Genomic DNA, 20396 nt, shown 5'->3' with positions numbered 1-20396 from the left:
CCTTGTCGGGGTTGAAATTGAATATTCATACATATAAAGTGAATTTTAATTCAATTAAACAATCAGGGAATCGGACTATGAGCACCGGCAATGCGTTCTACCAACGTCACTTTCTGAGGTTAATGGATTTCACCCCCGCCGAGCTGCAGGCGCTGCTGCGGCTTTCGGCCGACCTGAAGCAGGCCAAGAAGCAGGGGCAGGAACAGCGCCGGCTGCAGGGCAAAAACATTGCGCTCATCTTCGAAAAAGACTCGACCCGCACGCGATGCTCTTTCGAAGTTGCCGCATTCGATCAGGGTGCCCAGGTCACGTACCTCGGCCCAAGCGGCAGCCAGATCGGCCATAAAGAGTCGATGAAAGACACCGCCCGGGTGCTGGGCCGCCTGTACGACGGTATTCAATATCGCGGCTACGGCCAGGCGCTGGTGGATACCCTGGCGGAACACGCCGGCGTGCCGGTGTGGAACGGCCTGACCGACGAGTTCCACCCCACCCAACTGCTGGCGGACCTGCTCACCGTACAGGAACACCTGCCGGGCAAGGCGCTGAGTGAAGTGAAACTGGCGTACGTCGGCGACGCGCGCAACAACATGGGCAACACGCTGCTGGAAGCCGCCGCGCTGGCGGGCATGGATCTGCGGCTGGTGGCGCCGAAGGCCTGCTGGCCGCAGCCGGAGCTGGTGGCCGAGTGCCAGGCGCTGGCGCAGCAAACCGGCGCAAAACTCACCCTGACCGAAGACATCGCCGAAGGGGTGCAGGATGCCGATTTCCTCTACACCGACGTGTGGGTGTCGATGGGCGAACCGAAAGAGACCTGGCACGAGCGTATCGCGCTGCTGCAGCCGTATCAGGTCAACATGGCGATGCTGAAACTGACCGGCAACCCGAACGTGAAGTTCCTGCACTGCCTGCCGGCGTTCCACGACGATAAAACCACGCTCGGCAAACAGATGGCGCAGCAGTACGATCTGCACGGCGGCATGGAAGTGACCGACGAGGTGTTCGAGTCGGCGCACAGCGTAGTGTTCGATCAGGCGGAAAACCGGCTGCACACTATCAAGGCGGTGCTGGTCGCCACGCTGAGCAAAACCCTCTGACAATCCCCCCTCCGCCCTGGCCCCCCCGGCCAGGGCGGCTAATATATTCCTGGAATATCAAATAGCAGATTGACCTTTGCCCACCGCCGGCAAAGGTTCTACCGTGACAGGCCGACGGCGCCCGCGCCGTGAAAACCAACGATAACAAACCGTGCTCAGCGCCGCCTTGCGGCGCCTTCAGGGGATACATACCGATGAAAGCCAAACTCTTGCCGCTGTTCCTGCTCGCCGCCCTGCCCGCCGCCGCGTTAGCCGCCACGCCGCCGAATACGCTGGTGGTGGTGCAATCGCTGGATGACATCGTCAGCCTCGATCCGGCGGAAGCCAACGAACTCTCCAGCATCCAGACGGTGCCCAGCCTGTATCAACGATTGGTGCAGGCAGATCGCGACGATCCGGCCAAAGTGGCGCCGGTGCTGGCGGAAAGCTGGCAGGGCGATGCGGCGGCCAAAACGCTGACGGTGAAACTGCGGCCGCAGGCGGCGTTCGCCTCCGGCAACCCGCTGACCGCCGACGACGTGATCTTCTCCTACCGCCGCGCGGTCAAGATGAACAAATCGCCGGCGTTCATCCTCAACGTGCTCGGCTGGCAGCCGGACAACATCGACGCGCAGCTGAAAAAGATTGACGAACATACCGTGCAGCTGCGCTGGACGGCGGACGTCAGCCCGGCGGTGGCGCTGAATATCCTCTCGACGCCGATCGCCTCGATCGTCGACAGCAAGGCGGCGCTGGCCAACGTCAAAGACGGCGACTTCGGCAACGCCTGGCTGAAAATGCACTCCGCCGGCAGCGGCCCGTTCAAGATGCGCGTCTATCAGCCGCATCAGGCGATCGTGCTGGACGCCAACGCCACCACGCCGGGCGACAAGCCGCAGCTGAAAAACATCATCATTAAAAACGTGCCGGATCCGGCCACCCGCCGCCTGCTGATCCAGCAGGGCGACGCCGATATCGCCCGCGAACTGGGCGCCGATCAGACCGACACGCTGAAGAACCAGCCGGGCGTCAAGGTGCTGGAGATCCCGTCCGCCGAACAAAACTACCTGGTGTTCAACACCGGCAACGGTGCCAATCCGCTGCTGAACAACCCGGCCTTCTGGGAAGCGGCGCGCTACCTGGTGGACTATCAGGGCATCACGAAGGATCTGCTGAAGGGCCAATACTTCGTGCACCAGAGCTTCCTGCCGGTCGGGCTGCCTGGCGCGCTGAAGACCAACCCGTTCAGCTACGATCCGGACAAGGCGAAAGCCATCCTGGCCAAGGCCGGCATCACCCACGCCGCCTTTACGCTGGACGTAGAGAACAAGCCGCCGTTCATCACCATCGCGCAGGCGCTGCAGGGCAGCTTCGCCGCCGCCGGCGTGAAGGTAGAGCTGCTGCCGGCCGCGGGCAGCCAGGTTTACTCCCGCGTGCGCGCCAGGCAGCATCAGGCGGCGATCCGCCTGTGGATCCCGGATTACTTCGACGCCCACTCCAACGCCAGCGCCTTCGCCTACAACGACGGCAAGAGCAGCACGGTGGCCGGGTTGAACGGCTGGCAGATCCCGCAGTTGAACCAGCAGACGCTGGCGGCGCTGGCCGAAGCCGATCCGGCCAAGCGCCGCGCGCTGTACACCGCCATGCAGCAGGAACTGCAGCGCAGTTCGCCGTACGTGTTTATCGATCAGGCCAAAACCGAAGTGGTGCTGCGCGACAACGTCAAAGGCTACCAGCAGGGGTTGAATGCCGACATGGTGTACTACGATCGTGTCAGCAAATAGCCGGCGGGCGACCATCGCCGGCCAATCGATTGCGGGGCGGCAAAAAACGGCGTTTTAACGCTTGCAGTGGCGAAAAGCGCGAGTATAATGCGCCACAATTTGCCAGGAGAAAGCATGAAAAACGACGTTTGTTTTGTTAGCCGCAATCGACAAAACCGACTGCCTATCGGCGGCCAGCTGCCGTTGTTTCTCCTGTTGCTAAACCGATCGTTTCAAGCCCCTCATTGAGGGGCTTTTTTTTGCCTTAAAAAGTCCCGCGCCACGGGCACGCGTCGAGGAGGAGTGAAAAATGGCCAACCCGCTGTATCACAAACACATCATCTCTATTAACGATCTCAGCCGCGAGGATCTGGAGCTGGTGCTGCGCACCGCCGCCGGTCTGAAAACCAACCCGCAGCCGGAACTGTTGAAACACAAGGTGATCGCCAGCTGCTTCTTCGAAGCCTCGACCCGTACCCGCCTGTCGTTCGAAACCTCGATGCACCGCCTCGGCGCGTCGGTGGTCGGCTTCGCCGACGGCAGCAACACCTCGCTCGGCAAGAAAGGCGAAACCCTGGCCGACACCATCTCGGTGATCAGCACCTACGTAGACGCTATCGTGATGCGCCACCCGCAGGAAGGCGCGGCGCGCATGGCCGCTGAATTCTCCGGCAACGTGCCGGTGCTCAACGCCGGCGACGGCGCCAACCAGCACCCGACCCAGACCCTGCTGGATCTGTTCACCATCCAGGAAACCCAGGGGCGCCTGAGCAACCTCAGCATTGCCATGGTCGGCGACCTGAAGTACGGCCGCACCGTGCACTCGCTCACCCAGGCGCTGGCCAAGTTCGAAGGCAACCGCTTCTACTTCATCGCCCCGGACGCACTGGCGATGCCGGCCTACATCCTGAAAATGCTGGAAGAGAAAGGCATCGAGTACAGCCTGCACGGCAGCATTGAAGAAGTGGTGCCGGAGCTGGATATTCTCTACATGACCCGGGTGCAGAAAGAGCGTCTCGATCCGTCCGAATACGCCAACGTGAAGGCGCAGTTCGTGCTGCGCGCTGCGGATCTGGCCGGCGCGCGCGCCAACCTCAAGGTGCTGCACCCGCTGCCGCGCATCGACGAGATCGCCACCGACGTGGATAAAACGCCGCACGCTTACTACTTCCAGCAGGCGGGCAACGGCATCTTCGCTCGTCAGGCGCTGCTGGCGCTGGTGCTCAACGCAGACTTGGCTCTTTAAGGGGGAACCGCCATGACTCACGACAACAAACTGCAGGTCGAAGCGATCAAATGCGGCACGGTGATCGACCACATTCCGGCGCAGGTCGGCTTCAAATTGCTGACGCTGTTCAAGCTGACCGCCACCGATCAGCGCATCACCATCGGCCTGAACCTGCCCTCCAACGAGCTGGGCCGCAAGGATCTGATCAAGATCGAGAACACGTTTCTGACCGAGCAACAGGCCAACCAGCTGGCGATGTACGCGCCGAAGGCCACGGTGAACCGCATCGACAACTACGAAGTGGTGCGCAAGCTGACCCTCAGCCTGCCGGACCACATCGACGGCGTGCTGACCTGCCCGAACAGCAACTGCATCAGCCGCAGCGAGCCGGTGGCGTCGAGCTTCAGCGTGAAGCCGCGCGACGGCGAAGTGCACCTGAAGTGCCGCTACTGCGAAAAAGAGTTCGAGCATCAGGTGGTGCTGCAGGCGGACTAAGTCCGGCATTTGTACCGGGAGATGGCGCTGTTATTCTCCCGGTGACGCCCTATAATGGGCCCTCTGAAAATAACTCTACCCACGTTGCTACCCACCGAATTTCAAGCTGCGGCCGAGCGCGGCGGCGTGAAAGACAACGGGTCTATCAGGAGAAAACATGTCACGTAACATCAGCACTGAACTCGCCCCGGCAGCCATTGGTCCTTACGTGCAGGGCGTTGATCTGGGCAGCATGATCATCACTTCCGGCCAGATCCCGGTCGATCCGAAAACCGGCGCCGTCGCCGACGACGTCGCCGCTCAGGCGCGCCAGTCGCTGGAAAACGTCAAAGCGATCGTCGAAGCCGCCGGCCTGATCGTTGCCGACATCGTGAAAACCACCGTGTTCGTGAAAGACCTGAACGACTTCGCCACCGTCAACGCCGCGTACGAAGCCTTCTTCACCGAACACAGCGCGCCGTTCCCGGCCCGCTCCTGCGTGGAAGTGGCACGTCTGCCGAAAGACGTGAAGATCGAAATCGAAGCCATCGCCGTGCGTCGTTAATCGACACGCACGCGCATCACGGCCAGTGCAGACTGGCCGTTTTTCAATTAATTGAATGCTTGGCGCTGACGGACACAGCCCAGAGTTTCAGCATCCGGAGAGGATGAAGCGTTAACCTGCTTCGCCGCCAGCTTCAAAACGGCGATAACCTCTTCTCGCGAAGCCGTAATCGGTTTACCGCGAGGCGTTATGCGGTCAATCTGTTCAGATGTATAGATTTTCACTGTATCTACACCTTCCATGCCGAATTTATACACCTTCAGCGCATAAGAGGCAGGTTTTGTTACCTGACGTTTTGTTGACTTTATCACCATGCGAACCTCCTGTGCCCCTACCGGCATTTCGCCATTATTGCGCAAATTTCACCCACCTTCAATTATGAGGCCGGCGGCGAAAAACCTTCCTGGAACCACAGGAAAAGCGCCTCAGCATCTCGATAAAGTATCTGTTTTAGCCCCCCGGTGAGATCGACAAAATGATGATGATTTATATAATAATCGGCCAACTCCGTATTAATCGGCGATATTAAGCGCAAACCTGCGCATGCCGTATCCACCATAAAGAGCACGGCGACATAGAGCGCAAAACGTAGCGTATTGCCATCAAGGCTCGAGGCTCTAATACGAAAATTTTGCAGCATCTCAATGTTTAACATCGCCAGTTGCTCGCCCGAAGCCGGACAAAACCGGCAGATACAGGCACCTGCTGGCCGGTCATCGATGCCCAGTATCTTAAAGCTAAACGTAAAGCCGTCAGGATCGCCCAACGCGGCGCCATTCAGCGCCCAGGGAATACGGCGCTCTTCAGGCTGTTGGCGGGCCAGCGCAACGCACCACTCAAAATCCTCAGCATTCATCATTTGCACCCGGACGCCATACCCGGCCTCAGCAAAGATGTCATTGGTTGCAGCCAATGCGCCTTCTCCAATCAATCGGACATTAAAAACATGCGGCATTATCAATCCCTTGAATGCGTAAACCGTATTGAATGAACAGCCAGGGCTGGATTTTACAACCAGCCCGTCGTTTCTGCTCTTTCAACCACACCGCAGTGTCGAGATATGGAATACGCCCCGCAGTTTCTTAGTCAACCTATCCTTACTGCACCGTTTGCATCCCGCGCAGCAGCGCCTCCAGCGGGTACACCGCCGCAATCACCACTTCGTCGCGCGTCTGCGCCGCCGCATCCAGCTGGCGCTGCGCTTGCTCGGACTCGGCCCGGCTCAGCGGTTTGCCCTGCTGATGGCGATCCAGCAGCGTTAAGCCCAGCGTGGCCAAGGCGCCAACGTCCTGCGCCACCGGCGCCAGCTCGCGCAGCGTGCGGTTGCCCGCGATCGCCGTCTGCAATGCCGCGCCGTTCGCCTGCCAGCGCTGCAGCCGTTCGCGCAGCGCCTGCGCCGCCGCCTTATCGCGCTTATCCTGCAACAAGGCCGCGACCTGGGCATGCATGTCGCGCACCGCGCCGCTCTCCGGCGGCAGCGCATCGGCAAAGCGGTTCAGCGGTTCGAACTGGTGATAGTTGCCGGCCTGGAACTTCAGGTGCTGGCGGGTGTAATACTGCGCTGGCTCCACCGCCTCTGCCAGGATCTGCAGCGGCACGATCTGCACGCTGTTGCTCAGCCGGGTGAATTCGCGCGCCGTTTCCGCGTGCTGCTGCAGGCCGACCGACACCACCGACCAGGCGTCGATCGCCGCCAGCCGCCGGTACATGTTGCTTTCGTCGGTAACGTCCTGCGCCGACCACAGCCGCTCCGCCACCGCGAAGGCGCGCGGCCACAGCTTAAGATCGAGAAGCGGCGCGCGCACGTTTTCCGCCCACAGCGCCGCTTCGCCGCCGAGAATGTTGGCCTGCCCCTTCTCGTCCGGCACCACCGGCATCTTGCCCGCCGGCACCGCCGCCAGCTTGTCGCCGCGGGTGGGGTAACGCACGTTGCCGACCAGCGTATAGCCGCTGAGCTTGTCCTGCTGCAGCGTGAACACCGGCCGCGTGTCGCCCATCCAGGTATCGACGCGGAACGTCACCTGCTGCGGCGTGCGCCAGACGATGTCGTGCACCGCGCGGCGCGATTTGCCGTTGAAATCGATAAAGCCGCGCCAGCCCTGCTTGCCCTCGATCAGCGTGAAGCTGCCCTCCACCGCGCTGCCCTTCAGGCGCGGCAGGCTGAAACGCCAGCTTTGCGCCTGCTCGCCGGGTTGCACCGCCGTCTCAACCCCCAGCGGCTGCGGCAGAATTTCATTACGGTAGTGATAGGCGGTGCTTTGCGGCTGATCGAGGTAGAAACCGGTGGAGAGAATGCCCTGATAGCCGTCTTGGGCGCTGGCACCCAGCGAGTCTTGCCCCTGCCAGGACTGAATGACGATCGAACGCGGCAGCGACGGATGGTAGATCTCGTCCCAGCCGACCATCTGCCGCTGGTGTTTCTCGAGGATCTTTTCCAGCTTCTGGTTGAAGTCGGCCTGCAGCGCATGGGTATCCGCCAGCCCGTTCTTCTGCATAAACGCCTGAATCGACGGCGACGCCCGCCACTGGCTGGCGTCCACCTCGTCGCCACCGATGTGCAGATAAGGATCGGGGAAGATCGCCGCCAGCTCGCCGACGATCGTGTCGACAAACTGATACACCTCGTCGCGGCTCGGATCGAGCGTCGGCTTATGCACGCCCCACTCGCGCTCCATGCGATACGGCCCCGGCGCGCTCATCAGGTCGGGATAGGCCACCGCGATGCTGGAGGCGTGCCCCGGCATGTCGATCTCCGGCACCACGCGAATGCCGCGCGCCGTGGCGTAAGCCACCACCTGCCGCATCTGCTCGCGGGTGTAGAACTGGCCGTCGCTGGCCTGCTGTTGCAGCTTGGGGTAATGCTCGGAGGCAAAGCGCCAGCCCTGATCGTCGGTCAGGTGCCAGTGGAACACGTTAAGCTTGGCCGCCGCCATGCCGTCGAGCTGGCGCAGAATGTCCGGCAGCGGCAGGAAATGGCGCGCCGAATCCAACAAGACGCCACGCCAGGGGAAGCGCGGCACGTCGCGGATATCCACCAGCGGCAGGAAGGTATTTTGCCCGTCGGTCTGCAGCAGCTGCAGCAGGGTCTCCATGCCGCGCAGCGCGCCGAAGCGGGTGTTGGCGGTCAGCGTGGCGCCCTGCGGCGTGACCGCCAGCCGGTAGCTCTCGTCGCTGCCCGGCAGCGGCTGCGCCGCCACCCGATCTTTGATCATCACCCTGATCGCCGCGCCGCCCTTCGCTTCACCCGCCGGCGCCAGCGTCCAGCCGGTCTGCAGTTCGATGCGCTGGCGCCAGCGCGGCAGCGCGTCGCCCAAGTCGTCACCCTGCAGCGTCAGAGACAAGCGGTGATCCAGCACCAGCTTGCCCGCAGGTTGCGTCACTTCCACCTGCTGCGGCCAGGGCATCAGCGGCAGATCGCCGGCCGGCTGCGCCAGCGCGCCGCAAGAAAACCATAACGATGAAGCCAGTAGCGTATAACGGTAAGGTCTGTGCATCGGAAATTCCTCAGAGGAAAAAAACAAAATATCCCCAATGAATTTCAAACCACCGCCAGGCGGCAAGCGCCTGCATCCCCAGGCGCTTAGGCCTGCTAAGTCACTGGGGGGCGGGCGTACAGCCAACAACGCGGTGGCTTGAAAGGCGCAGGGGAAAACAGCCAACGCTGTAGATAAAGACTTAGCACAGAACAGATGTCCAACCGTTACGGTGAAAAAGCGGACGGGATCACAGTTGCCCCCTCCCGGCCGGAGGGGGCGAACGGGTTATTGCCAGCCGTAGCGGCGCACGAACCAGCCTTTCACGCACTGGGTCAGCACCATGTAACCGGCGAGGATCAGCACCAGCCACGGGAAGTAGCCGAGCGGCAGCGCCTGCAGCTGCAGGAAGCCGGCCAGCGGCGAGAACACCAGGCCGATGCCGGTGGCGATCACCGCCAGCGTCATGATGCACAGCGGCCAGGACGGGCGGCTCTGGATAAACGGAATTTTGCGCGTGCGGATCATGTGCACGATCAGCGTTTGCGACAGCAGCCCTTCTACGAACCAGCCTGACTGGAACAGCGTCTGCATTTCCGGCGTATTGGCCTTGAATACCCACCACATCAGGCTGAAGGTCAGTACGTCGAAGATCGAGCTGATCGGCCCGAAGAACACCATAAACCGCCCCAGATCGGCGGAGTTCCAGCGCTGCGGCTGGGTGATCTGATCGTCGTCGACGTTATCGAACGGGATGGCGATCTGCGAAATGTCGTACATCAGGTTCTGAATCAACAGGTGCAGCGGCAGCATCGGCAGGAACGGCAGAAAGGCGCTGGCGATCAGCACGCTGAACACGTTACCGAAGTTGGAACTGGCGGTCATCTTGATGTATTTCAGCATGTTGGCGAAGGTACGGCGCCCTTCGATCACCCCCTGCTCCAGCACCATCAGGCTTTTTTCCAGCAGGATGATGTCCGCGGCTTCCTTGGCGATGTCCACCGCCGAATCGACGGAGATGCCGATATCGGCCGCACGCAGCGCCGGCGCGTCGTTGATGCCATCGCCCATAAAGCCCACCACGTGCCCCTGGCGGCGCAGCAGTTTGACGATGCGCTCCTTGTGCAGCGGTGTCAGCTTGGCGAACACCGTGGTGCGCGCCGCCGCCTGCGCCAGTTGCTCGTCGTCCATCTGCTCGATCTCGCTGCCGCGCAGCAGGTGATCGGCCTCCAGCCCGACGTCCCGGCACACTTTGGCGGCCACCAGCTCGTTGTCGCCGGTGAGGATCTTCACCGTGACGCCGTTCTGTTTCAGCGCCGCCAGCGCCGGTGCGGTGCTCTCCTTCGGCGGATCAAGGAAGGCGACATAGCCTTCGAGGATCAGATCCGACTCGTCCGCCACGCCGTATTCACGGGTTTGCGCCGGCAGGATCTTGTTGGCCACCGCCACCACCCGCAGCCCCTGCTGGTTGAGATCGTCGGTGATGCGGCGAATGCGCGCCAGCAGCGCCTCGCTGAGCGGGATCACCTCGTCTTCGTGGCGCACGTGGCTGCAAATCGCCAGCATCTCTTCCAGCGCGCCCTTGCACACCAGCTCGTGATACTCGTTGTCCTTGGCCACCACCACCGACATGCGGCGGCGCACAAAGTCGAACGGGATCTCATCCACCTTGCGGTAGTGCTGCAGCGCTTCCGGCTGCTGATTTTGCTCCGCGCAGCTCAGCACCGCCACGTCGAGCAGGTTTTTCAGACCGGTCTGGTAGAAGCTGTTCAGCCAGGCGTAGCGCAGCACCCGCTCGCTGCTGGCGCCGAACACGTCGGTGTGGCGCTCCAGCACGATCTTGTCCTGGGTCAGGGTGCCGGTCTTGTCGGTACACAGAATATCCATCGCGCCGAAGTTCTGGATGGCATCCAGCCGTTTGACGATCACCTTCTGGCGCGACAGTTTCACCGCCCCTTTGGCCAGCGTCGAGGTGACGATCATCGGCAGCATTTCCGGCGTCAGCCCGACCGCCACCGACAGCGCGAACAGCGCCGCTTCCCACCAGTCGCCCTTGGTGTAGCCGTTGATCAGCAGCACGATCGGCGTCATCACCAGCATAAAGCGGATCAGCAGCCAACTGACCTTGCTGATGCCGCTCTGGAAGGCGTTCGGCTGCTCATCCTGGCTGGTGACACGCTGCGCCAGCTGGCCGAAATAGGTACCGCCGCCGGTGCCGATCACCATTGCCAGCGCGGTGCCGCTGACCACGTTGGTGCCCATAAAGCACAGGTTCGGGCAGTCCAGCGGATCGGCCGCCAACGCCTGCGGCGCCGCGGATTTTTCCACCGGCAGCGATTCGCCGGTCAGCGCCGCCTGGCTGATGAACAGATCCTTGGCCGACAGCACGCGCAAATCCGCCGGGATCATGTCGCCGGCCGCCAGTTTGATGATATCGCCCGGCACCAGCTGCGCGATCGGCAGCTCCACATGTTCGCTCTTGCCGGTGAGCGCGTCGCTGCGGATCACCGTGGCGGTGTTGCTCACCATCGCCTTCAACGCGTCGGCCGCCCGGTTGGATCGCGCCTCCTGGATGAAGTTCAGCAGCGTGGAGATCAGCACCATCAGCGCGATCACCAATGCGCCGGTCAGATCCTCGGTGGCGTAAGAGATCATGCCGAGCGCGGTCAGCAGCAGGTTGAATGGGTTGCGGTAGCAGTGCCAGAGGTGCTGCCACCAGGCCTCTTTCTGCTGATCGTCGATGACGTTCTCGCCGCAGCGCTGACGCGCCAGCTCCGCCTCATGGGCGGTGATGCCTTCCGGGTGGCTGTGAAAACGCTCAAACAGCTGCATCGTCTCTGCGGCGGCGCATTCCAGCCGCTGTTGCGCCAGGCCGGCCGGCATATCGCGCGCAGCGCCGCCGACGCTGTCCAGCAGGCTGTCGCGGTGCACCAAACGGCGCGGAAGGCTGCGGGCGAACAGGCCCAGCAGCTGACGGGGGAGTTTTTTCAGTTTCATGGTTCGCACCTCGTCGCCCGGTGCCTCACGGCAGCGGGTAAACGGGGATCGTCATCGGCCGGGCTTGCGGCGGGCACGCCAAAAAGCCTCTGCCAACGCAGATCCTTATTCTTTTTTTCAGCAGCAGGAGCGAACGACGAAGCGCGCGCCACCGGTTACCGTGATGTACTTCACCGGTAAAACAGCAGCGCCAGGCGGAGAGGTTTTACCGGAGAACCGAGTGAGTGTCTAAAGCAGTCGGGTCGGGGTCCATATGGGGTATAACCTCCGGTAAAGGGAAAAACAGAGCGGCAGGAGCGGCCGTTCATCGCAATGTCACAATCCCGTTTTGCATCAAGATCCGCGTCGGAAAATGAGCTATGCTGACGGGCATTCATTATTGGCCGTCAATTTACGCCTTACAACCTAAACGACAAGTAAACCATGCAAAACCGGCTGACCATCAAGGACATCGCACGCCTGAGCGGCGTAGGCAAATCCACCGTCTCACGCGTGCTGAACAATGAAGGCAGCGTGAGCCCGCAAACCCGCGAACGGGTGGAAGCGGTGATCCGTCAGCAGGGGTTTACCCCCTCCAAGTCGGCGCGCGCCATGCGCGGCCAGAGCGACAAGGTGGTGGGCATCATCGTTTCCCGTCTCGATTCGCCGTCGGAAAACCAGGCGGTGCGCACCATGCTGCCGCTGCTGTATCAGCAGGGCTTCGACCCGATCGTGATGGAAAGCCAGTTCGAAACCCGCCTGGTGCAGGAGCACCTGCACGTGCTGCGCCAGCGCAACGTCGACGGGGTGATCCTGTTCGGCTTCACCGGCCTGACCGCGGCGATGCTCAAACCGTGGCAGGAAAAAATGGTGGTGATGGTGCGTGAATACGACGGCTTCTCGTCCGTCTGCTACGACGACGCCGGTGCGGTAAACCTGCTGATGGATCGCCTGTATCAGCAAGGGCACCGGCATATCGGTTATCTGGGGGTGCAGCTCAGCGACGCCACCACCGGCCAGCGCCGCTATCAGGCCTATCTCGACGCCTGTGAACGCCTCAAGCTCACGCCGCGCGCCACGCTGGGCGAGCTGAGCTACCAAAGCGGTTTCCAACACGCCGCCGAGGTGATTGACGCGCACACCAGCGCGCTGATCTGCGCCTCCGACAGCATCGCCCTAGGGGCGATCAAATACCTGCAGCAGCAGCCGGCACGCGCCATTCAGGTGTGCGCCATCGGCAACACCCCGCTGCTCAGCTTCCTGTTCCCCGATACCCTGTCGGTCGAGTTCGGCTACGGCAGCGCCGGCCTGCTGGCGGCGCAGCAGCTGCTGGCGCAGCTCAGCGGTGAACAGGGGATCCGCCGCCTGGTGGTGCCCAGCAAACTTTCCTGACGACCTGATTGGAATTTGACCATTTTTTGTCATTTTGTGATCCTCGCCCCAAACCGGGAACGTTCCCATTTCATTCAAAAAGCCGAGTGGCTAAGCTTTGATCATTACTCAGTCAACACCTCTGCAGGTATCCCATAATGAGCAAAGTAAAACAGCAGGATATTGATCGCCTGATTGTTTTGGTCGGCGGCCGCGAGAACATCGCCACCGTCAGCCATTGCATTACCCGGCTGCGTTTCGTCCTCAATGACCCCAGCAAGGCCAGCCCCAAAGAAATCGAAGAGCTGCCGATGGTCAAAGGTTGCTTCACCAACGCCGGGCAGTTCCAGGTGGTGATCGGCACCGACGTCGGCGACTACTATCAGGCGCTGATCGCCAGCACCGGCGTCAACGAGGCCGACAAAGAACAGGCCAAAGTAGCCGCGCGCCAGAACATGACCTGGACCGAGCGCACCATCTCCCACTTCGCCGAGATCTTCTTCCCGCTGCTGCCGGCGCTGATCAGCGGCGGTCTGATCCTCGGCTTCCGCAACGTGATCGGCGACATCCCGATGTCCGGCGGCCAAACGCTGGCGCAGATGCACCCGGCGTGGAAAACCATTTACGACTTCCTGTGGCTGCTGGGTGAAGCGATCTTCATGTTCCTGCCGGTGGCCATCTGCTGGTCGACGGTGAAAAAGATGGGCGGCACGCCGGTGCTCGGCATCGTGCTGGGCGTGACCCTGGTGTCGCCGCAGCTGATGAACTCCTACCTGCTCGGCCAGCAAACACCGGAAGTGTGGAACTTCGGCTGGTTCGTGATCCAGAAAGTCGGCTATCAGGCGCAGGTGATCCCGTCGATCCTGGCGGGCATGGCGCTGGGCTGGATCGAAACCCGGCTGAAAAAGATCGTCCCCGACTATCTCTATCTGGTGGTGGTGCCGGTGGTTTCGCTGCTGTTGGCGGTGTTCCTGGCGCACGCGCTGATCGGGCCGTTCGGCCGCATGATCGGCGACGGCGTCGCATGGGCGGTGAAAGCGGTGATGACCGGCAGCTTCGCCCCGGTAGGCGCCGCGCTGTTCGGCTTCCTGTATGCGCCGCTGGTGATCACCGGCGTGCACCAGACCACGTTGGCCATCGACATGCAGATGATCCAGAGCATGGGCGGCACCCCGGTATGGCCACTGATTGCGCTGTCCAACATCGCGCAGGCCTCGGCGGTGCTCGGCATCATCATCATCAGCCGCAAGGCCAACGAGCGTGAAATCTCGGTGCCGGCGGCGATCTCCGCCTACCTCGGCGTGACCGAACCGGCGATGTACGGCATCAACCTCAAATACCGCTTCCCGATGCTGTGCGCGATGATCGGCTCCGCCTGCGCGGGCCTTATCTGCGGCCTGGACGGCGTGATGGCCAACGGCATCGGCGTCGGCGGCCTGCCGGGCATCCTGTCTATCAAGCCGCAGTTCTGGCTGATTTACTCGCTGGCTATTCTGGTGGCGATCGTCATCCCACTGGTGCTGACCATCATGGTCTACAAGCGCAAGGCCGCCCGCGGCGAGCTGCCGGTTTAATTGACGCAAAATACGCAACATGAATGTAGGGGCTGGAAATACCCTATAGCTTTCGAGCTGCAGCTAGGCGGCAAGGGTGCAAATCCCCAGGAGCTTACTCAAGTAAGTGACTGGGGTGCAGCGCCAGCAGCCAACAACGCTGCAGTTTGAAAGATGAAGGGTACGGGCCCGTTGTCACGATTCAAAGGTATACAGCTATGAGCAACCCAACCCCCTGGTGGCAGAACGGCGTCATCTACCAAATTTATCCGAAGAGTTTTCAGGACAGCACCGGCAACGGTTACGGCGATTTGGCCGGCGTCACCCGGCGGCTGGACTATCTGCAGGAACTGGGCATCGACGCCATCTGGCTGACGCCGGTCTACGTATCACCGCAGGTGGACAACGGCTATGACGTGGCGGACTACTGCGCCATCGATCCGGCCTACGGCACGATGGCGGACTTCGAGCAGCTGATCGCCGCCGCCCACCGGCGCGGCATCCGCATCGTGATGGACATGGTGTTCAACCACACCTCGACCGAACACCCGTGGTTCAAGGCTGCGCAGGATCGCCACAGCCCGTATCGCCAGTTCTACGTCTGGCGCGACGGCGAGGGGGATACGCCGCCGAACAACTGGCGCTCCAAGTTCGGCGGCAACGCCTGGCAGTGGCACGCCGACAGCGGCCAGTACTACCTGCACCTGTTCGCCACCGAGCAGGCGGATCTCAACTGGGAACACCCGCCGGTGCGCGAAGAGCTGAAGAAAGTGTGTCAGTTCTGGGCGGATAAAGGCGTCGACGGCCTGCGTCTCGACGTGATCAACCTGGTGTCCAAACAGCAGGACTTCCCGTCCGACAGCCAGGGCGACGGCCGCCGCTTCTACACCGACGGCCCGCGCATCCACGAGTTCCTGCAGGAGATGAGCCGCGAGGTGTTTCAGCCGCGCGGCCTGATGACGGTGGGCGAGATGTCTTCCACCACGCTTGAGCATTGCCAGCGCTACGCGGCGCAAAGCGGCGAAGAGCTGTCGATGACCTTCAACTTCCACCACCTGAAGGTGGACTACGCCGGCGGAGAAAAATGGACGCAGGCGGCGCCGGATTACGTGGCGCTGAAGCAGATCTTCCGCCACTGGCAGCAAGGGATGCATAACCGCGCCTGGAACGCGCTGTTCTGGTGCAACCACGATCAGCCGCGCATCGTGTCGCGCTTCGGCGATGAAGGCGCACTGCGGGTGCCGGCCGCCAAAATGCTGGCGATGGTGCTGCACGGCATGCAGGGCACGCCTTATATCTACCAGGGTGAAGAGATCGGCATGACCAACCCCGGCTTCCGCGCCATCGAGCAGTACCGCGACGTGGAAAGCCTGAACATGTACGCCGAACTGAGCGCCCAGGGCCGCAGCGACGCCGAACTGCTGGCGATCCTGGCGGACAAATCGCGCGACAACGGCCGCACGCCGATGCAGTGGAACGCCGCGCCGCACGCCGGTTTCACCACCGGCACGCCGTGGATCGGCTGCGCCGAGAACTACCCGCAGATCAACGCCGACGCGGCGCTGGCCGATCTCGACTCGGTGTTTTACGCCTATCGCCAGCTGATCACCCTGCGCAAGCAGTATCCGCTGCTGACCCACGGCGACTATCAGGATCTGGCGCCGGAACACCCGGCACTGTGGTGCTATCAGCGCAGCTGGAACGGCCAGCGCCTGCTGGTGGCGGCCAACCTGAGCCGCAAACCGCTGGCCTGGGCGGCAGAAGGCGTGGAAGCCTCCGCCCAATGGCGCCCGCTGATGAGCAACTACAGCGACTCGGCGGATCAGCCGCGGGCGCTGACGCTGCGGCCGTTCGAAGCGGTGTGGTGGCTGCTCGAAGACTAACCCCGCAGGGCGCGGCGAGCGCTGCGCCCTACCATTTCCCCAGCAGTTTCACCACCCCGGCGGCCTCTTGCGCCAGTTGCTCATCGCTCATGTCGCTCACGCCCTGCACCAGGTGCGGCGGCAGGTAATCCATGCCGGTCAGGTTAGCCAGCGCGTGGAACGGCAGCAGCAGATCCTGCACCGGATAGCGGTTGTACCCTGCCGGCGTATAGGCCTGCGCGTTACCGCCGGTGCTCACCACCAGCTGCAGCGGCTTACCGTGCAGTTTGGTGCCTTCGTCGCCGTAGGCGAAACCATAGGTTAATACCGCATCCTGCCATTCGCGCAGGATCGCCGGCGAGCTGTACCAGAAAAACGGGAACATCATCACCACCGCATCATGGCCTTTTAACAGCTCCTGCTCGCGCGCCACGTCGATGCGGTAATCCGGGTAAGCGCGGATCAGTTCGTGCACGGTGACGTTAGGCAGCGGGCGTACGGCCTCGATCAGCGCCTGGTTGATGCGCGACTCGTCGGGGGTGCGGTGGGCGGTTAATACTAAAATACGCGACATAAATGATTCCTTGAACGTAAAGAAGATGAGGCATTTTTTCATTTCCGCCGCTCCGGGTGTAGGCTGTTAAGCGTCACTTCAATTTCAACCGAAAGTATCAACCACTATGTCGCTGCCCTTTGACGTGCACCGCCTGCTGCCGGCTTTCCTCGCCGCCGCGCAGGCGCAAAATTTCTCCGCCGCCGCCCGCCAGCTGGGCGTCACGCCGGCGGCGGTCAGCAAAAACATCCGTGCGCTGGAAGAGAAGCTGGCGCTGCGGCTGTTCCAGCGCAACACCCACAACGTGCTGCTGACCGACGAGGGCAAAGCGCTGTTGGCACAGGTGGCCCCGCTGTGGCAGGCATTGGCGGCGACGCTGGAAAGCGCCGGCGGCGAACGCCAGGCGCCGGCCGGGGTGGTGCGCGTCACGATGATCCCCGGCTTCGGCCGGCAAATGCTGATGCCGTTGATCCCGCAATTTCTGGCGCGCTACCCGCAGATCGATCTCGATCTGTCGCTGGATGCCCGGGTGGTGAACCTGGTGGGCGAAGGCTTCGACGTCGGCATCGGCAGCCGGGTCGATCCCGACAGCCGGCTGGTGGCGCGCCCGCTCTACCCAATGCACATGATGCTGGCGGCATCGCCCGACTATCTGGCGCGGCACGGTGAACCGCAAACGCCGCACGACCTGCTGCGGCACGACTGCCTGCTGCACCGTAACCCCAGCAACGGCCGCCACGTCAAATGGCAGTTGCGCCATCAGGGCGAAACGCTGGCGCTGGATCTGAACGGCCGGCTGGTGGTCAGCCGCCCGGAAATGTTGCTGGATGCGGCACTGGCCGGGCTGGGCATCGTCAACCTGGCGCGCTGGTATCTCGAAAAACACTTCGAACAGGGCACGCTGCGGCCGGTGCTGGCGGAATGCTGGCCGCGCCCGGTGCAGCTGTGGCTCTATTACGCCTCGGCGGATCTGCCGCCGCGGGTGCGCGTTTGGGTCGATTTTCTGCTGGAACATTTTCGCGATCGGCCTGCGGGCGATTGACGACTGTTCAGCTTGCGCACGCTCTTCCGCTTTCCTTGTCCTACATCAAAAGAATGCCGCCAACATCTATATATAGTGCATTAATAATTGCAGACACCTATATATAGTAGTTATCCACAAAATCATCCACACGCCGCCACAGCCCTTGCGCGCTGCGGCTTTGCCCTGTGGATAAGCGAAATTTGACGGTTGCTCGCCACGCCAGGCGGGTATGAACGCTCCCTCGGGGAACAAGGAGTACAACGTGAAACCAGTAGTGATTAAGCGGGACGGTTGCCAGGTACCTTTTGACGAAGCGCGCATCGCGCAGGCCATCGAACGCGCCGCGCTGGCGGTGGGCGTGGTCGATGCCGACTACTGCGCCACTGTCGCCCGCGTGGTCGCTCAGCGCATGAAGCAGCAGCCGCGCGTCGATATCCACGAGATCCAGCAGGCGGTGGAAAACCAGCTGATGGCCGGCGAGTACAAACAGCTGGCGCGCGCCTATATCGAATACCGCCACGATCGCGACGTGGCGCGCGAGCTGCGCGGCCGCCTGAACCAGGAAATTCGCGGCTTGGTTGAGCAGAGCAACCGCGCGCTGCTGAACGAGAACGCCAACAAGGACAGCAAGGTGATCCCCACCCAGCGCGACCTGCTGGCGGGCATCGTCGCCAAACACTACGCCAAACAGCACATCCTGCCGCGCGACGTGGTGCTGGCCCATGAACGCGGCGAAATTCACTATCACGATCTCGACTACTCGCCGTTCTTCCCGATGTTCAACTGCATGCTGATCGATCTGAAAGGCATGCTGACCAACGGCTTCAAGATGGGCAACGCCGAGATTGAGCCGCCGAAGTCGATCTCCACCGCCACCGCCGTGACCGCGCAGATCATCGCCCAGGTCGCCAGCCATATCTATGGCGGCACTACCATCAACCGCATCGATGAAATTCTGGCGCCGTTCGTCGACGAGAGCTTCCGCAAACACCTGCAGGTGGCGGAAGAGTGGCAGATCCCGGACGCCAAAGGCTATGCCATGGCGCGCACCGAGAAAGAGTGTTACGACGCCTTCCAGTCGCTGGAGTACGAGGTCAACACCCTGCACACCGCCAACGGCCAGACGCCGTTCGTCACCTTCGGCTTCGGCCTCGGCACCAGCTGGGAGTCGCGCCTGATCCAGCGCTCGATCCTGAAAAACCGCATCGCCGGGCTGGGCAAAAACCGCAAGACCGCCGTGTTCCCCAAACTGGTGTTCGCCATCCGCGACGGCCTCAACCACCAGTACGGCGATCCGAACTACGACATCAAACAGCTGGCGCTGGAGTGCGCCAGCAAGCGCATGTACCCGGACATCCTCAACTACGATCAGGTGGTGAAGGTGACCGGCTCGTTCAAAACGCCGATGGGCTGCCGCAGCTTCCTCGGCACCTACGAGCAGGACGGTGAACTGGTGCACGACGGCCGCAACAACATCGGCGTCATCAGCCTCAACCTGCCGCGCATCGCGCTGGAGGCGATGGGCGATGAGTCGCGCTTCTGGGCGCTGCTGGATCAGCGCCTGCAGCTGGCGAAAAAGGCCCTGATGACGCGCATCGCCCGGCTGGAAGGCATCAAGGCGCGGGTGGCGCCAATCTTGTACATGGAAGGCGCCTGCGGCGTGCGGCTCAAAGCCGACGACAACATCGCCGATATCTTCAAGAACGGCCGCGCCTCGATTTCGCTGGGCTACATCGGCCTGCACGAGACCATCAACGCGCTGTTCGGCGGCGAAAACCACGTGTATGACGACGAAACGCTGCGCGCCAAAGCGGTGGCGATCGTCGCGCGCCTGCGCGCCGCCGTCGACGCCTGGAAGGACGAGACCGGCTACGGCTTCAGCCTCTACAGCACGCCGAGCGAAAACCTATGCGATCGCTTCTGCCGGCTGGACACCGCCGATTTCGGCGTGGTGCCGGGCGTCACCGACAAGGGCTATTACACCAACAGCTTCCACCTCGACGTGGAGAAGAAGGTCAATCCGTACGACAAGCTGGACTTCGAAGCGCCCTACCCGCCGTTGGCCAGCGGCGGCTTCATCTGCTACGGCGAATACCCGAACCTGCAGCACAACCTGAAGGCGCTGGAAGACGTGTGGGACTACAGCTACAGCCGGGTGCCTTACTACGGCACCAACACGCCGATCGACGAGTGCTACGAATGCGGCTTCACCGGTGAATTCTCCTGCACCAGCAAAGGCTTCACCTGCCCGAAATGCGGCAACCACGACTCGGCCAAAGTCTCAGTCACCCGCCGGGTGTGCGGCTACCTCGGCAGCCCCGATGCCCGGCCGTTCAACGCCGGCAAGCAGGAAGAGGTGAAACGCCGGGTGAAACACCTCGGCAACGGGCAGCTCGGCTGAGAAACGCCGTGCAACCTATGCAGAAGCCTGTTCATCAGGCGTGATTGTCGCAGCCAGTTTGCCTTCGGCCAGCGCGC

Annotated in this window: 15 protein-coding genes; 10 read left to right on the top strand and 5 right to left on the bottom strand. The window is 62.1% G+C overall.

The annotated features are described in order from the left end of the window. The first annotated feature begins 77 nt into the window (after positions 1–77). From argF to ridA, 5 genes are all read left to right on the top strand, one after another. On the top strand, positions 78–1097 hold the full coding sequence (gene argF, locus BHU62_RS07930) for an ornithine carbamoyltransferase (protein WP_073531428.1): 1020 nt from the start codon (positions 78–80) through the stop codon (positions 1095–1097). A gap of 194 nt (positions 1098–1291) precedes the next feature. Continuing rightward, positions 1292–2860, top strand: coding sequence for an ABC transporter substrate-binding protein (locus BHU62_RS07925; protein WP_073531427.1), 1569 nt, complete (start codon positions 1292–1294; stop codon positions 2858–2860). A gap of 289 nt (positions 2861–3149) precedes the next feature. Next, positions 3150–4085: an aspartate carbamoyltransferase gene (pyrB, locus tag BHU62_RS07920; protein WP_073531426.1), complete on the top strand. Its 936-nt coding sequence runs from the start codon at positions 3150–3152 to the stop codon at positions 4083–4085. Between the two features lie 12 nt (positions 4086–4097). Next, positions 4098–4562: an aspartate carbamoyltransferase regulatory subunit gene (pyrI, locus tag BHU62_RS07915; protein ID WP_073531425.1), complete on the top strand. Its 465-nt coding sequence runs from the start codon at positions 4098–4100 to the stop codon at positions 4560–4562. A 157-nt stretch (positions 4563–4719) separates the two neighbouring features. After that, complete coding sequence (gene ridA / locus BHU62_RS07910; RefSeq protein ID WP_004933379.1) at positions 4720–5106, top strand: 2-iminobutanoate/2-iminopropanoate deaminase; 387 nt, start codon at positions 4720–4722, stop codon at positions 5104–5106. A 47-nt stretch (positions 5107–5153) separates the two neighbouring features. Here ridA and BHU62_RS07905 read toward each other — a convergent pair whose 3' ends face one another. From BHU62_RS07905 to mgtA, 4 genes are all read right to left on the bottom strand, one after another. Further along, a complete protein-coding gene (locus tag BHU62_RS07905; RefSeq protein WP_073531424.1) occupies positions 5154–5420 on the bottom strand; it encodes a hypothetical protein in 267 nt (88 codons plus the stop codon). A 62-nt stretch (positions 5421–5482) separates the two neighbouring features. Then, positions 5483–6061, bottom strand: coding sequence for a hypothetical protein (locus BHU62_RS07900; protein WP_073531423.1), 579 nt, complete (start codon positions 6059–6061; stop codon positions 5483–5485). A 142-nt stretch (positions 6062–6203) separates the two neighbouring features. Then, positions 6204–8600: a beta-N-acetylhexosaminidase gene (locus BHU62_RS07895; protein WP_073531422.1), complete on the bottom strand. Its 2397-nt coding sequence runs from the start codon at positions 8598–8600 to the stop codon at positions 6204–6206. Between the two features lie 267 nt (positions 8601–8867). Continuing rightward, positions 8868–11576 carry a magnesium-translocating P-type ATPase gene (gene mgtA, locus BHU62_RS07890; protein WP_073531421.1) on the bottom strand — a complete coding sequence of 903 codons (2709 nt, stop codon included), beginning with the start codon at positions 11574–11576 and terminating at the stop codon, positions 8868–8870. Positions 11577–11999: 423 nt separating this feature from the next. Here mgtA and treR point away from each other — a divergent pair, with 423 nt between their 5' ends. The 3 genes from treR (at position 12000) to treC (ending at position 16362) form a co-directional block, all read left to right on the top strand. Beyond that, positions 12000–12947 carry a trehalose operon repressor TreR gene (treR, locus tag BHU62_RS07885; RefSeq protein ID WP_073531420.1) on the top strand — a complete coding sequence of 316 codons (948 nt, stop codon included), beginning with the start codon at positions 12000–12002 and terminating at the stop codon, positions 12945–12947. Between the two features lie 137 nt (positions 12948–13084). Continuing rightward, positions 13085–14500 (top strand): PTS trehalose transporter subunit IIBC, encoded by a 1416-nt coding sequence (treB, locus tag BHU62_RS07880; protein ID WP_073531419.1) that lies wholly within the window; start codon positions 13085–13087, stop codon positions 14498–14500. A 197-nt stretch (positions 14501–14697) separates the two neighbouring features. After that, on the top strand, positions 14698–16362 hold the full coding sequence (gene treC, locus BHU62_RS07875) for an alpha,alpha-phosphotrehalase (protein WP_073531418.1): 1665 nt from the start codon (positions 14698–14700) through the stop codon (positions 16360–16362). A 28-nt stretch (positions 16363–16390) separates the two neighbouring features. On the opposite strand, the gene BHU62_RS07870 is transcribed toward treC, so the two are convergent. Beyond that, positions 16391–16915, bottom strand: coding sequence for an NAD(P)H-dependent oxidoreductase (locus BHU62_RS07870; RefSeq protein ID WP_073531497.1), 525 nt, complete (start codon positions 16913–16915; stop codon positions 16391–16393). Between the two features lie 106 nt (positions 16916–17021). Between BHU62_RS07870 and BHU62_RS07865 the strand changes: the two genes are divergently transcribed. Together BHU62_RS07865 and nrdD are read left to right on the top strand one after the other, a co-directional pair. Then, a complete protein-coding gene (locus BHU62_RS07865) occupies positions 17022–17936 on the top strand; it encodes a LysR family transcriptional regulator (protein ID WP_073531417.1) in 915 nt (304 codons plus the stop codon). 244 nt (positions 17937–18180) lie between these two features. Continuing rightward, positions 18181–20319 (top strand): anaerobic ribonucleoside-triphosphate reductase, encoded by a 2139-nt coding sequence (gene nrdD, locus BHU62_RS07860; protein WP_073531416.1) that lies wholly within the window; start codon positions 18181–18183, stop codon positions 20317–20319. Positions 20320–20396: the final 77 nt, after the last annotated feature.

Source organism: Serratia marcescens, assembly GCF_001902635.1.
In the GTDB taxonomy this organism is placed as follows: Bacteria; Pseudomonadota; Gammaproteobacteria; order Enterobacterales; family Enterobacteriaceae; genus Serratia; species Serratia marcescens_F.
This window is presented reverse-complemented; position numbering and strand designations above follow the sequence as displayed.

Bases quoted from the DNA above. Each gene is read 5' to 3' on its own strand.
- argF (WP_073531428.1), top strand. From the start codon at position 78: ATGAGCACCGGCAATGCGTTCTACCAACGTCACTTTCTGAGGTTAATG.
- BHU62_RS07925 (WP_073531427.1), top strand. From the start codon at position 1,292: ATGAAAGCCAAACTCTTGCCGCTGTTCCTGCTCGCCGCCCTGCCCGCC.
- pyrB (WP_073531426.1), top strand. From the start codon at position 3,150: ATGGCCAACCCGCTGTATCACAAACACATCATCTCTATTAACGATCTC.
- pyrI (WP_073531425.1), top strand. From the start codon at position 4,098: ATGACTCACGACAACAAACTGCAGGTCGAAGCGATCAAATGCGGCACG.
- ridA (WP_004933379.1), top strand. From the start codon at position 4,720: ATGTCACGTAACATCAGCACTGAACTCGCCCCGGCAGCCATTGGTCCT.
- BHU62_RS07905 (WP_073531424.1), bottom strand. From the start codon at position 5,420: ATGGTGATAAAGTCAACAAAACGTCAGGTAACAAAACCTGCCTCTTAT.
- BHU62_RS07900 (WP_073531423.1), bottom strand. From the start codon at position 6,061: ATGCCGCATGTTTTTAATGTCCGATTGATTGGAGAAGGCGCATTGGCT.
- BHU62_RS07895 (WP_073531422.1), bottom strand. From the start codon at position 8,600: ATGCACAGACCTTACCGTTATACGCTACTGGCTTCATCGTTATGGTTT.
- mgtA (WP_073531421.1), bottom strand. From the start codon at position 11,576: ATGAAACTGAAAAAACTCCCCCGTCAGCTGCTGGGCCTGTTCGCCCGC.
- treR (WP_073531420.1), top strand. From the start codon at position 12,000: ATGCAAAACCGGCTGACCATCAAGGACATCGCACGCCTGAGCGGCGTA.
- treB (WP_073531419.1), top strand. From the start codon at position 13,085: ATGAGCAAAGTAAAACAGCAGGATATTGATCGCCTGATTGTTTTGGTC.
- treC (WP_073531418.1), top strand. From the start codon at position 14,698: ATGAGCAACCCAACCCCCTGGTGGCAGAACGGCGTCATCTACCAAATT.
- BHU62_RS07870 (WP_073531497.1), bottom strand. From the start codon at position 16,915: ATGTCGCGTATTTTAGTATTAACCGCCCACCGCACCCCCGACGAGTCG.
- BHU62_RS07865 (WP_073531417.1), top strand. From the start codon at position 17,022: ATGTCGCTGCCCTTTGACGTGCACCGCCTGCTGCCGGCTTTCCTCGCC.